This is a genomic window from Escherichia sp. KTE52 (genome assembly GCF_000408325.1).
Lineage (GTDB): Bacteria > Pseudomonadota > Gammaproteobacteria > Enterobacterales > Enterobacteriaceae > Escherichia > Escherichia marmotae.
Map to the genome: position 1 here is coordinate 824,273 of NZ_KE138676.1, position 14,610 is coordinate 838,882.

General features: G+C 47.5%; 11 protein-coding genes. 9 read left to right on the top strand and 2 right to left on the bottom strand.

Going from position 1 to position 14,610, the window contains the following annotated elements:
- Positions 1–333 precede the first annotated feature (333 nt).
- The 5 genes from A1SC_RS17165 to dosP all read left to right on the top strand — a co-directional run bounded on the left by A1SC_RS17165 (position 334) and on the right by dosP (position 9,042).
- A complete protein-coding gene (locus A1SC_RS17165) occupies positions 334–1,734 on the top strand; it encodes a glutamate decarboxylase (protein WP_016248697.1) in 1,401 nt (466 codons plus the stop codon).
- Between the two features lie 156 nt (positions 1,735–1,890).
- On the top strand, positions 1,891–3,426 hold the full coding sequence (gadC, locus tag A1SC_RS17160) for an acid resistance gamma-aminobutyrate antiporter GadC (RefSeq protein WP_001516379.1): 1,536 nt from the start codon (positions 1,891–1,893) through the stop codon (positions 3,424–3,426).
- A 131-nt stretch (positions 3,427–3,557) separates the two neighbouring features.
- On the top strand, positions 3,558–4,877 hold the full coding sequence (locus A1SC_RS17155) for a family 10 glycosylhydrolase (RefSeq protein ID WP_016248698.1): 1,320 nt from the start codon (positions 3,558–3,560) through the stop codon (positions 4,875–4,877).
- A 352-nt stretch (positions 4,878–5,229) separates the two neighbouring features.
- Positions 5,230–6,612 (top strand): diguanylate cyclase DosC, encoded by a 1,383-nt coding sequence (gene dosC, locus A1SC_RS17150; protein ID WP_016262012.1) that lies wholly within the window; start codon positions 5,230–5,232, stop codon positions 6,610–6,612.
- 24 nt (positions 6,613–6,636) lie between these two features.
- A complete protein-coding gene (gene dosP, locus A1SC_RS17145; protein WP_016262013.1) occupies positions 6,637–9,042 on the top strand; it encodes an oxygen-sensing cyclic-di-GMP phosphodiesterase DosP in 2,406 nt (801 codons plus the stop codon).
- Positions 9,043–9,109: 67 nt separating this feature from the next.
- Here the strand turns inward: dosP and A1SC_RS17140 are convergent, their stop codons facing one another.
- Positions 9,110–10,033, bottom strand: a complete 924-nt coding sequence (locus A1SC_RS17140) for an omptin family outer membrane protease (RefSeq protein WP_001516383.1) — start codon at positions 10,031–10,033, stop codon at positions 9,110–9,112.
- 320 nt (positions 10,034–10,353) lie between these two features.
- Positions 10,354–10,785 (bottom strand): peroxiredoxin OsmC, encoded by a 432-nt coding sequence (gene osmC, locus A1SC_RS17135; RefSeq protein ID WP_000152293.1) that lies wholly within the window; start codon positions 10,783–10,785, stop codon positions 10,354–10,356.
- A gap of 322 nt (positions 10,786–11,107) precedes the next feature.
- Between osmC and bdm the strand changes: the two genes are divergently transcribed.
- From bdm to adhP, 4 genes are all read left to right on the top strand, one after another.
- Positions 11,108–11,323 (top strand): biofilm-dependent modulation protein, encoded by a 216-nt coding sequence (bdm, locus tag A1SC_RS17130; RefSeq protein ID WP_000495761.1) that lies wholly within the window; start codon positions 11,108–11,110, stop codon positions 11,321–11,323.
- A gap of 90 nt (positions 11,324–11,413) precedes the next feature.
- Positions 11,414–11,551: a stationary-phase-induced ribosome-associated protein gene (sra, locus tag A1SC_RS17125; RefSeq protein WP_000841554.1), complete on the top strand. Its 138-nt coding sequence runs from the start codon at positions 11,414–11,416 to the stop codon at positions 11,549–11,551.
- A gap of 155 nt (positions 11,552–11,706) precedes the next feature.
- On the top strand, positions 11,707–13,404 hold the full coding sequence (gene maeA, locus A1SC_RS17120; RefSeq protein WP_001516384.1) for a malate dehydrogenase: 1,698 nt from the start codon (positions 11,707–11,709) through the stop codon (positions 13,402–13,404).
- Positions 13,405–13,537: 133 nt separating this feature from the next.
- Positions 13,538–14,548 (top strand): alcohol dehydrogenase AdhP, encoded by a 1,011-nt coding sequence (gene adhP, locus A1SC_RS17115; protein ID WP_000642389.1) that lies wholly within the window; start codon positions 13,538–13,540, stop codon positions 14,546–14,548.
- The last annotated feature ends 62 nt before the right edge of the window (positions 14,549–14,610 follow it).

Consider the following 14,610-nt stretch of genomic DNA (forward strand, 5'->3'; position numbering starts at 1 on the left):
GGGGTATTCTGTATAATTAACGTGTTTGTTTGACAACCTTTGAAAGTTTTTCAAAAAATTAACCGCGAACTAATAATGATATTTTAAAGGCCAATTTTTATGTGATAATTTCGGAGGGTAATAGAACGGACTAAAATAACAATAAAAAGAGTGATATTATCATTGATTATCTTCCTATCTTATTGTTTTTACTTGTCAAAATAAAAAATCCATTTTCAAACAACAAAATAAAATTAGGATTTTGTTATTTGAAACCGAGGCCTTTACGCTTGCTTACTTTATCAATAAATCCTACTTTTTTTAATGCGTTCCAATCATTTTAAGGAGTTTGAAATGGATAAGAAGCAAGTAACGGATTTAAGGTCTGAACTACTCGATTCACGTTTTGGCGCAAAGGCAATTTCCACTATCGCGGAATCGAAACGTTTTCCGCTGCATGAAATGCGCGATGATATCGCCTTCCAGATTATCAATGATGAATTATACCTGGATGGCAATGCCCGACAAAACCTCGCCACATTTTGTCAGACCTGGGACGATGAAAATGTTCATAAGCTGATGGATCTGTCGATCAATAAAAACTGGATCGATAAAGAAGAATATCCGCAGTCCGCAGCAATTGATCTGCGTTGCGTAAACATGGTTGCTGATCTGTGGCACGCGCCTGCGCCGAAAAACGGTCAGGCCGTTGGCACCAACACCATTGGTTCTTCCGAGGCCTGTATGCTCGGCGGGATGGCGATGAAATGGCGTTGGCGCAAGCGTATGGAAGCCGCAGGTAAACCGACCGATAAACCAAACCTGGTGTGCGGCCCTGTGCAAATCTGCTGGCATAAATTCGCCCGTTACTGGGATGTGGAGTTGCGCGAGATCCCTATGCGCCCCGGTCAGTTGTTTATGGATCCGAAACGGATGATTGAGGCCTGCGACGAAAACACCATCGGCGTGGTGCCGACTTTCGGCGTGACCTACACCGGTAACTATGAGTTTCCGCAACCGCTGCACGATGCGCTGGATAAATTCCAGGCCGACACCGGTATCGACATCGATATGCATATCGACGCTGCCAGCGGTGGCTTCCTGGCACCGTTCGTCGCCCCGGATATCGTCTGGGACTTCCGCCTGCCACGCGTGAAATCGATCAGTGCTTCTGGTCATAAATTTGGTCTGGCTCCGCTGGGCTGCGGCTGGGTTATCTGGCGTGACGAAGAAGCACTGCCGAAAGAGCTGGTGTTTAACGTTGACTATCTCGGCGGGCAAATCGGGACTTTTGCCATCAACTTCTCGCGTCCGGCGGGTCAGGTGATTGCCCAGTACTATGAATTCCTGCGCCTCGGTCGTGAAGGCTACACCAAAGTGCAGAACGCCTCTTATCAGGTCGCCACTTACCTGGCGGATGAAATCGCTAAACTGGGACCGTATGAGTTCATCTGCACCGGTCGCCCGGACGAAGGTATCCCGGCGGTTTGCTTCAAACTGAAAGACGGGGAAGATCCGGGATACACCCTGTATGACCTCTCTGAACGTCTGCGCCTGCGCGGCTGGCAGGTTCCAGCCTTCACCCTTGGCGGTGAAGCCACTGACATCGTGGTGATGCGTATTATGTGTCGTCGTGGCTTCGAAATGGACTTCGCTGAACTGTTGCTGGAAGACTACAAAGCCTCCCTGAAATACCTCAGCGATCACCCGAAACTGCAGGGTATTGCCCAGCAGAACAGCTTTAAACATACCTGATAACGTTTAAGTGGTAATGCTGTCCCGGAACGCTCCTGTTTCGGGACAAATTCCAAAGTCTGTTCACTGGCATTAGCAACGGAAAATATTGCTCTGAACACGCTTCAGAACAAGACAGGTGCGGTTCCGACAGGAATACCGTTTTAGGGGGATAATATGGCTACATCGGTACAGACAGGTAAAGCTAAGCAGCTAACATTACTTGGATTCTTCGCCATTACGGCGTCGATGGTAATGGCTGTTTATGAATACCCGACATTCGCAACATCTGGTTTTTCATTAGTCTTCTTCCTGCTATTAGGCGGGATTTTATGGTTTATTCCCGTGGGCCTCTGTGCTGCGGAAATGGCTACCGTGGACGGCTGGGAGGAAGGTGGTGTTTTCGCCTGGGTATCGAATACCCTGGGGTTGAAATGGGGATTTGCAGCTATCTCATTTGGCTATCTGCAAATCGCTATCGGCTTTATTCCAATGCTCTATTTCGTGTTAGGAGCGCTCTCCTACATCCTTAAATGGCCTGCACTGAATGAAGACCCGGTAACGAAAACCATTGCAGCACTCATCATTCTTTGGGCACTGGCATTAACGCAGTTCGGCGGCACGAAATATACGGCGCGAATTGCTAAAGTCGGCTTCTTCGCCGGGATCCTGCTGCCTGCATTTATTTTGATCGCATTAGCGGCTATTTACCTGCACTCCGGTGCGCCGGTTGCTATCGAAATGGATGCAAAAACCTTCTTTCCTGATTTCTCAAAAATTGGCACGCTGGTTGTGTTTGTTGCCTTCATCCTGAGTTATATGGGGGTGGAAGCATCCGCAACGCACGTCAATGAAATGAGTAACCCAGGGCGCGATTATCCATTAGCCATGCTGCTATTGATGGTGGCGGCAATCTGCTTAAGCTCGGTTGGTGGTTTGTCCATTGCGATGGTCATTCCGGGTAATGAAATCAACCTCTCCGCAGGGGTGATGCAAACCTTTACCGTTCTGATGTCCCATGTGGCACCGGAAATTGAGTGGACGGTACGCGTGATCTCCGCCCTACTGCTGTTGGGGGTACTGGCAGAAATAGCATCCTGGATTGTCGGCCCTTCTCGCGGTATGTATGTCACTGCACAGAAAAACCTGCTGCCCGCCAGCTTCGCCAAAATGAACAAAAATGGCGTGCCGGTAACACTGGTTATTTCCCAATTGGTGATCACTTCAATTGCGTTGATTATCCTCACCAATACCGGTGGTGGTAACAACATGTCCTTCCTGATTGCACTGGCACTGACAGTGGTGATTTATCTGTGTGCTTATTTCATGCTGTTTATTGGCTACATTGTATTAGTCCTTAAACATCCTGATTTAAAACGCACATTTAATATCCCTGGCGGTAAAGGCGTAAAACTGGTGGTAGCTATTGTCGGTCTGCTGACCTCAATTATGGCGTTTATCGTCTCCTTCCTGCCGCCGGATAATATCCAGGGTGACTCTACCGATATGTATGTTGAATTACTGGTGGTGAGTTTCCTGGTAGTACTCGCCCTGCCCTTTATTCTCTATGCCATCCATGATCGTAGAGGCAAAGCGAATACCGGTGTAACACTGGAGCCAATTAACAGCCAGAACGCGCCGAAAGGCCACTTCTTCCTGCATCCACGTGCACGTTCACCGCACTATATTGTGATAAACGACAAGAAACACTAACCCTATCTGAGTGGTGACAGTATAAGGGAGCGATAGTTAATCGCTCCCTTTTTCGTACCAGTTATCGTATTGACTTGCCCCAGATAAGTACGAGAATGAGCAACACATCTGTTTACCGGAAACCAGCATATATGGATATCTGCTCCCGAAACGTGAAATTCGCGCTCAAAAGACCAGCGGCGCTCGTTGCACTGGCTCTTTTACTGTGTAGTTGTAAGACAACACCGCCAACCACAATAGTTACACCACCAGCAGGCTTAAAACCACCAGCAACAGCGCAACAATCGTCACAACCCATGCGTGGTATCTGGCTGGCCACTGTGTCTCGCCTCGACTGGCCCCCGGTTTCCTCGGTTAACATTAGTAACCCCACCACCCGAGCCAGCGTGCAACAACAGGCGATGATCGACAAGCTGGATCATCTGCAACGTCTCGGCATAAATACGGTCTTTTTCCAGGTAAAGCCCGATGGCACTGCCCTTTGGCCATCAAAAATTTTGCCGTGGTCAGATCTTATGACCGGCAAGATGGGTGAAGACCCCGGTTACGATCCGCTGCAATTTATACTCGATGAAGCCCACAAGCGTGGGATGAAAGTACACGCCTGGTTTAACCCCTATCGCGTGTCGGTTAATACTAAACCCGGAACAATCAGGGAATTGAATAACACCCTGTCGCAGCAACCTGCCAGCGTCTATGTGCAGCATCGCGACTGGATCAGGACATCGGGCGACCGTTTTGTTCTCGACCCGGGCATCCCTGAAGTTCAGGACTGGATCACATCGATAGTTGCAGAAGTCGTTTCCCGTTATCCGGTTGATGGTGTGCAGTTCGACGACTATTTCTACACCGAATCACCAGGTTCACTGCTTAACGATAACGAGACGTACCGCAAATATGGGGGCGCTTTTGCCTCGAAAGCAGACTGGCGACGCAACAATACCCAGCAGTTAATCGCGAAAGTATCGCATACCATAAAAAGCCTGAAGCCTGAGGTCGAATTTGGTGTTAGCCCGGCAGGCGTCTGGCGTAATCGCTCACATGATCCACTCGGTTCAGATACCCGTGGAGCTGCTGCCTATGATGAATCCTATGCGGATACCCGCCGTTGGGTCGAACAAGGTTTACTGGATTATATTGCCCCACAAATTTACTGGCCTTTCTCTCGTAGCGCCGCACGCTATGACGTATTGGCTAAATGGTGGGCAGATGTCGTCAAACCGACCAAAACTCGTCTCTATATCGGTGTCGCCTTCTATAAAGTTGGAGAACCCTCGAAGATAGAACCTGACTGGACAGTTAACGGCGGCGTGCCAGAACTGAAAAAGCAGCTCGATCTTAACGACGCTGTTCCAGAAATTAGCGGTACTATTTTGTTCCGCGAAGATTACCTGAATAAACCACAGACCCAGCAAGCCGTTAGTTATCTGCAAAGTCGCTGGGGAAGCTAATCCCCTTTTTTACTGTGCCATCGCCGGTGATTAAAGCACCGGCCTGTTACCTTTCAAAAAAGTCACATTCTCTTAATGTTAAATTATTTGCGTATAAGCAAATGGCCATAATCTCCTGATTAATTAGTATTAATATGAAAAACAAAGTGATGTTCGTCGCCACCGAAAAATAATCACGATGGGCTATACTCTTCAGAAGAACAGTAGCGTAGATTAAAACTGTCTAACTCGTTTATTTCTCTTCATTACATCTTCATATTTCAGGAGAATATGGTGCAATAAGCCTGTCCAGTGTGTTGCGTTTCGTTTTTTCGATCTCATTTGCCTTTCCAGTCGTATAAGGGGCTGAATTATGGAGATGTACTTTAAAAGAATGAAAGATGAGTGGACCGGATTAGTTGCCCAGGCCGCTCCCATCATTCGCACAAAAGCCGCAGAAATTGCCGTTACCCATGCCCATTACCTGAGCAATGAGTTTTATCGTATTGTACGCACTGACCCGCACGCCGAAGAGTTTTTGAGTAACGAACAGGTTGAAAGACAGCTCAAAAGTGCTATGGAAAAGTGGATTATCAACGTACTCTCTGCGCAAACGGACGATGTTGAAAGACTGATACAAATCCAACATACCGTGGCTGAAGTCCATGCTCGTATTGGCATTCCCGTGGAAATTGTCGAGATGGGTTTTCGCGTGCTGAAAAAAATCCTCTATCCAGTGATATTTTCCTCTGATTATTCGCCTGCGGAAAAACTTCAGGTTTATCATTTTTCGATTAACAGTATCGATATAGCCATGGAAGTTATGACCGGGGCGTTTACCTTTAGCGACAGTAGCGCCGCTAAAGAAGATGAGAACTATCGTATATTCTCATTACTGGAAAATGCTGAAGAAGAAAAAGAACGGCAAATAGCCTCATTACTTTCATGGGAAATAGATATTATTTATAAAGTTCTGTTGGATTCTGATTTAGGCAGTAGCCTACCGTTAAGCCAGGCTGATTTTGGCCTGTGGTTTAACCATAAAGGCCGCCATTATTTTAGTGGTATTGCTGAAGTAGGCCATATCTCCCGCCTGGTTCAGGATTTCGACGGAATTTTCAATCAGACAATACTCCATGCCAAAAATCTGAGTAACAAAAGCCTGCGAGTGAAATTTTTATTACAGATACGAAATACCGTATCGCAAATTATCACTTTACTACGAGAACTGTTTGAAGAAGTTTCTCGCCATGAAGTGGGAATGGATGTGTTAACCAAGCTACTCAACCGCCGTTTCCTGCCGACTATCTTCAAACGTGAAATTGCCCATGCCAATAGAACCGGCACGCCGTTGTCTGTGCTAATCATCGATGTTGATAAATTCAAAGAGATCAACGACACATGGGGACATAACACCGGTGACGAGATCTTACGTAAAGTCTCGCAGGCGTTTTACGACAATGTTCGCAGCAGTGATTATGTTTTCCGCTACGGTGGCGATGAATTTATCATTGTACTGACTGAAGCCTCAGAAACTGACACTTTACGTACCGCAGAACGTATACGCAGTCGGGTAGAAAAAACCAAACTAAAAGCTGCAAACGGCGAAGATATTGTCCTCTCTCTGTCCATTGGTGCCGCCATGTTTAATGGGCATCCTGATTATGAACGTTTAATTCAAATAGCCGACGAAGCTCTGTATATCGCTAAAAGACGAGGTAGAAACCGTGTTGAACTCTGGAAAGCCAGTCTTTAAATGCGCCCGGATGCAGAGGTAATCATGAAGCTAACCGATGCAGAAAATGCCGCTGACGGCATTTTTTTTCCCGCCCTTGAACAAAATATGATGGGGGCGGTGTTAATTAACGAAAATGATGAAGTGATGTTTTTCAACCCAGCCGCAGAGAAGCTCTGGGGATATAAGCGCGAAGAGGTCATTGGCAATAACATCGATATGCTCATCCCCCATAATTTGCGCCCTGCACATCCTGAATATATCCGGCATAACCGTGAAGGTGGTAAAGCGCGTGTCGAAGGAATGAGCCGGGAATTGCAACTGGAGAAAAAAGACGGCAGTAAAATATGGACACGATTTGCCCTGTCAAAAGTGACTGCCGAAGGGAAAATTTATTATCTGGCGCTGGTTCGGGATGCCAGCGTTGAAATGGCGCAGAAAGAACAGACCCGGCAGTTGCTCATTGCCGTAGACCACCTCGACCGACCTGTGATTGTGCTCGATCCTGAGCGTCATATCGTGCAGTGCAATCGCGCATTTACCGAAATGTTTGGCTACTGCATCAGCGAAGCCAGCGGTATGCAACCCGATACGCTACTTAACATTCCTGATTACCCGACAGATAACCGCATTCGCTTACAGCAACTATTGTGGAAAACCTCCCGCGATCAGGATGAATTTCTGTTATTGACGCGTACGGGTGAAAATATCTGGATTAAAGCGTCTATCAGTCCGGTCTATGACGTGCTTGCTCATCTACAAAACCTGGTGATGACCTTCTCAGATATCACCGAAGAACGGCAAATCCGCCAACTGGAAGGCAACATCCTCGCCGCCATGTGCAGTAGCCCACCGTTTCATGAAATGGGTGAAATCATTTGCCGTAATATTGAATCCATTCTTCATGAATCACACGTATCGCTGTATGCATTGCGTAATGGGATGCCAGTGCATTGGGCATCGTCCTCTCATGAGGCAGATGTAAAGAATGCACAAAGCTGGGCTGTCACCATTCGCCAGCGTGATGGTGCGCCTGCGGGGATACTGCAAATCAAGACCGCGGCAGGAACAGAAACCAGTGCATTTGTCGAACGTGTGGCAGATATCAGCCAGCATATGGCCGCACTGGCGCTGGAACAGGAGAAAAGCCGCCAGCACATCGAACAGCTAATTCAGTTTGATCCGATGACCGGTCTGCCAAATCGCAATAATCTGCACAATTACCTTGATGACCTGGTCGATAGAGCCGTCTCTCCGGTGGTGTATCTTATTGGCGTCGACCATATTCAGGATGTGATCGACAGCCTCGGCTACGCGTGGGCCGATCAGGCATTGTTAGAGGTCGTTAATCGTTTTCGCGAAAAACTCAAACCCGATCAGTATCTCTGCCGCGTTGAAGGTGCACAGTTTGTCCTCATTAGCCTGGAGGATGAAGTAAGCAACATTACCCAAATCGCTGATGAGCTACGCAACATCATTAGAAAGCCGGTCATCATTGACGATCAACCTTTTCCTTTAACCTTAAGCATTGGTATCAGTTACGACGTTGGCAAAAACCGTGACTACCTGCTTTCTACCGCCCACAATGCGATGGATTTCATTCGCAAAAATGGCGGTAACGGCTGGCAGTTCTTTAGTCCGACAATGAACGAAATGGTTAAAGAGCGGCTGGTATTAGGTGCGGCGCTGAAAGAAGCGATCAGCAACAACCAGTTGAAACTGGTTTACCAGCCGCAGATCTTCGCGGAAACGGGTGAACTGTACGGTCTTGAAGCTCTTGCTCGCTGGTACGATCCACAGCATGGTCATGTTCCCCCTTCCCGGTTTATTCCCCTCGCGGAAGAGATTGGTGAAATTGAAAACATTGGTCGCTGGGTCATCGCTGAAGCCTGTCGCCAGTTAGCAGAATGGCATAGCCAGAATATTCACATCCCGGCGTTATCCGTTAACTTGTCTGCGCTGCATTTTCGCAGTAATCAACTACCCAATCAGGTTTCCGACGCGATGGAAGCCTGGGCGATTGACGGCCGCCAGCTAACAGTGGAAATCACCGAAAGCATGATGATGGAACACGATACGGAGATCTTTAAACGCATCCAGATCCTGCGGGATATGGGTGTAGGTTTATCCGTCGATGATTTCGGCACCGGCTTTTCTGGTTTATCACGCTTAGTCAGCCTGCCGGTAACAGAAATCAAAATTGATAAAAGTTTTGTCGATCGTTGTCTGACTGAAAAACGCATTCGCGCCTTGTTAGAAGCTATTACCGGCATTGGACAAAGCCTGAACTTAACCGTAGTGGCTGAAGGTGTAGAAACAAAAGAACAGTTTGAGATGTTACGCAAGATCCACTGCCCCGTTATTCAGGGCTATTTCTTCTCACGCCCTTTACCCGCCGAAGAGATCTCTGTCTGGATGTCTACTGCGCTACCGCTTCAAATCGACGTTTAGTAAATCTTGCCCGCACTGGCGGGCAAGATTTCATGTATTCGTATTAAGCTATTTGCGCGCCGCTATATTAAAATCTGTACATAATACCCGCACCAATAATGTAATTATAATTCTGCATCCCAGGTGAATCTTTATCTTTTACACGTTCACCATTTTCTTTATGATAAATTGTTGTGTTACCAACATCATTAGAGAATCTACTCCATGATATTTCTGTAAAAATACGCGCCTGTGGATTAATGTTATACCCCACGTTAATAAGACCTGAGTAATATTTTTGGTTAGATACTTTATCTTTAAATGTAATGTTGCTCAAGTAATGCTGATCTGTGCCTTTCCCTTCTCCCCAGGCGCTATATTTAAATTGCGTTATAATATCAAAATCATGGTAGATATATTTACCAGAAAGACCTAAATAGGGAGCGCTGAATTTTTGTTGGTAACCAATAACTTTTTGGCCATGAGGAATATCACCAATGTCGGCACCGTTGTCATAACTATAGTAACCGCCTTTCGCCAACCAACTGAAACGCGTCTCCTGATAGCCTAACACAGCGCCTAATTGGTAGTTTTGTTCCTTTAAAAACCAACCAGTCATATTGAGATCAAACTGATTTGCAAAATTTAACCGTGTTGCAGGATGATGTGACCAATCGCTCCAGTGTTGTTGCCCCGGTTCCAGCCAGTCATAATCATCCATTAGCGCACCGGCAGAGGCAAGCGTCGTCCAGCCGTTGGCATTAAGAGTCAGCCATGAGACTGCATCCCAGGTTACGCCCATTTTAACAATGGGCGTATTTTGAATTTTCCAGTCCAGTTGGCTAAGTGTGCCACCATTACTATAGACAAACTCACCTGACTCACCATTCAGAAATGAAAGAGAAGCATCAACAAAAACACTGTCAGGTGAGAAATTAAATTCTGAAGATGCACTTGCATACTGGCTTAGATAAATTAACACAATAAAAAAAGAGACCTTTTTCACCGACATGGCTTCATCCTTATTGAACAATATCAATTAGCAAATTAATTGAAATGAATTAATTTAAATAGATTTGAATTGGTTAAAATTAACTAAGTCTTACAATGGCACATATGATTCGCACCATCAAACAGAAAACATAAATAACCCAATATTTACTGATATTCTGAACGAAGTATAAATTCACAACCTGATGCAATAATGATTTTTTATGCGCAGAGGGGATAATGAGCAGAATAAAGATGCGGTTTAAATACGAGATCTCATTGGGATAAGGACAAAGTATCTGTGTAGATAACTTGCCGGATGACGCATCATCCGGCGAGAATTTATGCTTTCAACTGGTAATCCAGCGTAATTTCCGCTTTCAGTACCTGAGAAACCGGACATCCTGCTTTTGCTTTCTGGATAATACCGTCAAAGGTGGAAGCATCAATGCCCGGAACGGCGACTTCGCTTTTCAGTGCAATTTTAGTAATCGCAAAACCAGCATCCACTTTATCCAGTGATACATCGGCAGTGGTATCAATCGATGTTGGTGTGAATCCCGCTTCCCCCAGCATTAATGAAAGCGCCATCGAGAAACAAGCGGCATGTGCTGCACCAATCAGCTCTTCCGGGTTGGTTCCTTTTGCGCCTTCAAAACGCGTGTTAAACCCATACGGTTGTTGGTTCAGCACACCGCTCTCGGTAGATACTGTTCCCTTCCCGCGTTTGATATCGCCTTCCCAGTGTGCCTGACCTTTCTTATGGATTGTCATTGTTGCTCTCCTGTGGGCTTAAAAAGGAAATTATAGACTACGGGAGAAACAGCAAGAGGATAAGCAGGATATTCCGAATTAAACCGGCTAAAAAAATCACCTGCGCATTTAAATGGAATGACCGCACCGGATGTCTGGAAATATAGGATTAAAACGATAGCCCAACAAATAAAAGCCAATAACATCATGCATTTAAAATATAAAAATCACCAACCAGGATTATTCCTGGTAACGAGACAATAAATATTTGCCATGCTGAATGTGCTTTATAAATCTGCGAGGCGTAGCAGACACCATAAATACACAGACAAGGAGGATCACTATGTTTACTTATTATCAGGCAGCAAATTCCACAGCAGAACCCGCTCTGGTTAACGCCATTGAGCAAGGCCTTCGGGCAGAGCACGGTGTTGTCACTGAAGATGATATTCTCATGGAGCTGACCAAATGGCTGGAAGCTTCTGATAACGACATCCTCAGTGATATCTACCAGCAAACTATTAATTATGTGGTCAGTGGCCAGCACCCTACACTTTAAGCTGCTATGCTTGATCCGCAACCTTAGGGGTTACGTTTCTTCGCTTTGGCGAATTGTCCTTAAAACTAGTAACAGGATTGAGGAGTTAAAATGAAATCGAACCGTCAGGCCCGTCATATTCTTGGACTGGATCATAAAATATCTAACCAGCGCAAAATAGTTACCGAAGGTGACAAATCCAGCGTGGTAAATAACCCAACAGGCAGAAAACGCCCCGCTGAAAAGTAAGTTTTAACAATCCGTCCTCAATGACGATTAAACACCATTGCCAGCGCAATGGTGTTTTTGTTTTTATCTGCTTTATACTTGGGCCGACGCCCTGGCGGTAAAGCAAAGACGATAAAAGCACCCCAGGGATGGATATTCAAAAAAGAGTGAGTGACATGGAACCAAAAACAAAAAAACAGCGTTCGCTTTATATTCCTTACGCTGGCCCTGTACTGCTGGAATTTCCGTTGTTGAATAAAGGCAGTGCCTTCAGCATGGAAGAACGCCGTAACTTCAACCTGCTGGGGTTACTGCCGGAAGTGGTCGAAACCATCGAAGAACAAGCGGAACGTGCGTGGATCCAGTATCAGGGATTCAAAACCGAAATCGACAAACACATCTACCTGCGTAACATCCAGGACACCAACGAAACCCTCTTCTACCGCCTGGTGAACAATCATCTTGATGAGATGATGCCCGTCATTTATACCCCAACCGTCGGCGCGGCCTGTGAACGTTTCTCCGAGATCTACCGTCGTTCGCGCGGCGTGTTTATCTCTTACCAGAACCGCCACAATATGGACGACATCCTGCAAAACGTGCCGAATCACAACATTAAAGTGATTGTGGTGACGGATGGCGAACGTATCCTGGGCCTGGGTGATCAGGGTATCGGCGGGATGGGCATTCCAATCGGTAAACTGTCGCTCTATACCGCCTGTGGCGGCATCAGCCCGGCGTATACGCTGCCGGTAGTATTGGACGTTGGCACCAACAATCAGCAACTGCTTAACGACCCGCTGTATATGGGCTGGCGGAACCCGCGTATCACCGACGACGAATACTATGAATTTGTTGATGAATTTATCCAGGCCGTGAAGCAACGCTGGCCTGACGTGTTGCTGCAGTTTGAAGATTTCGCACAGAAAAACGCGATGCCGCTGCTGAACCGTTATCGCAATGAAATATGTTCCTTTAATGATGACATTCAGGGGACCGCCGCGGTAACGGTCGGAACGCTGATAGCAGCCAGTCGCGCGGCGGGTGGTCAGTTAAGCGAGAAAAAAATCGTCTTCCTCGGCGCTGGCTCTGCGGGATGCGGCATTGCGGAGATGATCATCGCCCAGACCCAGCGCGAAGGATTAAGCGAGGAAGCGGCGCGGCAGAAAGTGTTTATGGTCGATCGCTTTGGCCTGCTGACCGACAAGATGCCAAATCTGCTGCCTTTCCAGACCAAACTGGTGCAGAAGCGGGACAATCTCAGCGGCTGGGATACCGACAGCGATGTGCTGTCACTGCTCGATGTGGTGCGCAATGTCAAACCGGATATTCTGATTGGCGTCTCCGGACAGGCCGGGCTGTTTACGGAAGAGATCATCCGCGAAATGCACAAGCATTGCCCACGCCCAATCGTGATGCCTCTCTCTAACCCGACATCACGCGTCGAAGCCACGCCGCAGGACATTATTGCCTGGACCGAAGGTAATGCGCTGGTCGCCACTGGCAGCCCGTTTAATCCCGTGGTATGGAAAGATAAAATCTACCCTATCGCCCAGTGTAACAACGCCTTTATCTTCCCGGGGATCGGGCTGGGCGTTATTGCTTCCGGCGCGTCACGCATCACCGATGAGATGTTGATGTCGGCAAGTGAAACCCTGGCGCAGTATTCTCCTCTGGTGCTGAACGGCGAAGGTCTGGTATTGCCGGAACTAAAAGATATTCAGAAAGTCTCCCGGGCTATAGCTTTTGCGGTCGGCAAAATGGCTCAGCAACAAGGCGTGGCGGTGAAAACCTCCGCCGAAGCTTTACAACAAGCCATTGACGATAATTTCTGGCAAGCCGAATACCGCGACTACCGTCGTACTTCCATCTAAGTCTCTGCCCGGTAGTGAACACTGCCGGGCAATTTTTCTCTCCCTTTTTCAGATCTCATCCATACTGGGTAGTGGCGAATAAATCTCATTTGCCTCACCTGCTATGCAGAACATCATCCGAAAAGGAGGAACTATGAAGGCTGCGGTTGTTACGAAGGATCATCATGTTGACGTTACGGATAAAACGCTGCGCTCACTGAAACACGGTGAAGCTCTGTTAAAAATGGAGTGTTGTGGTGTATGTCATACCGATCTTCATGTTAAGAATGGCGATTTTGGTGATAAGACCGGCGTAATTCTGGGGCACGAAGGCATTGGTGTGGTGGCGGAAGTTGGCCCTGGAGTAACTTCATTGAAACCAGGCGATCGCGCAAGCGTAGCATGGTTCTTTGAAGGATGCGGTCATTGCGAATACTGTAACAGCGGCAACGAAACCCTCTGCCGTTCAGTTAAAAATGCCGGATACAGCGTTGATGGCGGGATGGCTGAAGAGTGCATCGTGGTCGCTGATTACGCGGTCAAAGTGCCGGATGGCCTGGACTCGGCTGCCGCCAGCAGCATTACCTGCGCGGGCGTCACCACCTATAAAGCGGTGAAACTGTCAAAAATTCGCCCCGGGCAGTGGATTGCTATCTACGGTCTTGGCGGTCTGGGCAACCTCGCCCTGCAATATGCGAAGAATGTCTTTAACGCCAAAGTGATCGCCATTGATGTCAATGATGAGCAACTGAAACTGGCGACCGAGATGGGCGCTGATTTAGCAATTAACTCACGCTCTGAAGATGCTGCCAAAATTGTGCAAGAGAAAACCGGTGGCGCTCATGCCGCGGTGGTGACGGCGGTAGCAAAAGCCGCATTTAACTCGGCGGTCGACGCCGTTCGCGCAGGTGGGCGTGTCGTGGCTGTAGGTCTACCGCCGGAATCTATGAGTCTTGATATTCCACGGCTGGTGCTGGATGGCATTGAAGTCGTAGGTTCGCTGGTTGGCACGCGCCAGGATTTAACCGAAGCCTTCCAGTTTGCCGCCGAAGGTAAAGTGGTGCCAAAAGTCGCCCTGCGTCCGTTAGCGGACATCAACACCATCTTTACCGAGATGGAAGAAGGTAAAATCCGTGGCCGTATGGTGATTGATTTCCGTCGCTAAGAGTCCTTTGCTGCGACTGCCATGTTCGGGTCGCAGCCTGTTTTGCGAGACGCTTTCCGCAA

Coding starts and splice junctions, on each gene's coding strand:
- sra (WP_000841554.1), top strand. CDS start 11,414: ATGAAATCGAACCGTCAGGCCCGTCATATTCTTGGACTGGATCATAAA.
- osmC (WP_000152293.1), bottom strand. CDS start 10,785: ATGACAATCCATAAGAAAGGTCAGGCACACTGGGAAGGCGATATCAAA.
- A1SC_RS17165 (WP_016248697.1), top strand. CDS start 334: ATGGATAAGAAGCAAGTAACGGATTTAAGGTCTGAACTACTCGATTCA.
- dosP (WP_016262013.1), top strand. CDS start 6,637: ATGAAGCTAACCGATGCAGAAAATGCCGCTGACGGCATTTTTTTTCCC.
- A1SC_RS17140 (WP_001516383.1), bottom strand. CDS start 10,033: ATGTCGGTGAAAAAGGTCTCTTTTTTTATTGTGTTAATTTATCTAAGC.
- bdm (WP_000495761.1), top strand. CDS start 11,108: ATGTTTACTTATTATCAGGCAGCAAATTCCACAGCAGAACCCGCTCTG.
- gadC (WP_001516379.1), top strand. CDS start 1,891: ATGGCTACATCGGTACAGACAGGTAAAGCTAAGCAGCTAACATTACTT.
- adhP (WP_000642389.1), top strand. CDS start 13,538: ATGAAGGCTGCGGTTGTTACGAAGGATCATCATGTTGACGTTACGGAT.
- A1SC_RS17155 (WP_016248698.1), top strand. CDS start 3,558: ATGGATATCTGCTCCCGAAACGTGAAATTCGCGCTCAAAAGACCAGCG.
- dosC (WP_016262012.1), top strand. CDS start 5,230: ATGGAGATGTACTTTAAAAGAATGAAAGATGAGTGGACCGGATTAGTT.
- maeA (WP_001516384.1), top strand. CDS start 11,707: ATGGAACCAAAAACAAAAAAACAGCGTTCGCTTTATATTCCTTACGCT.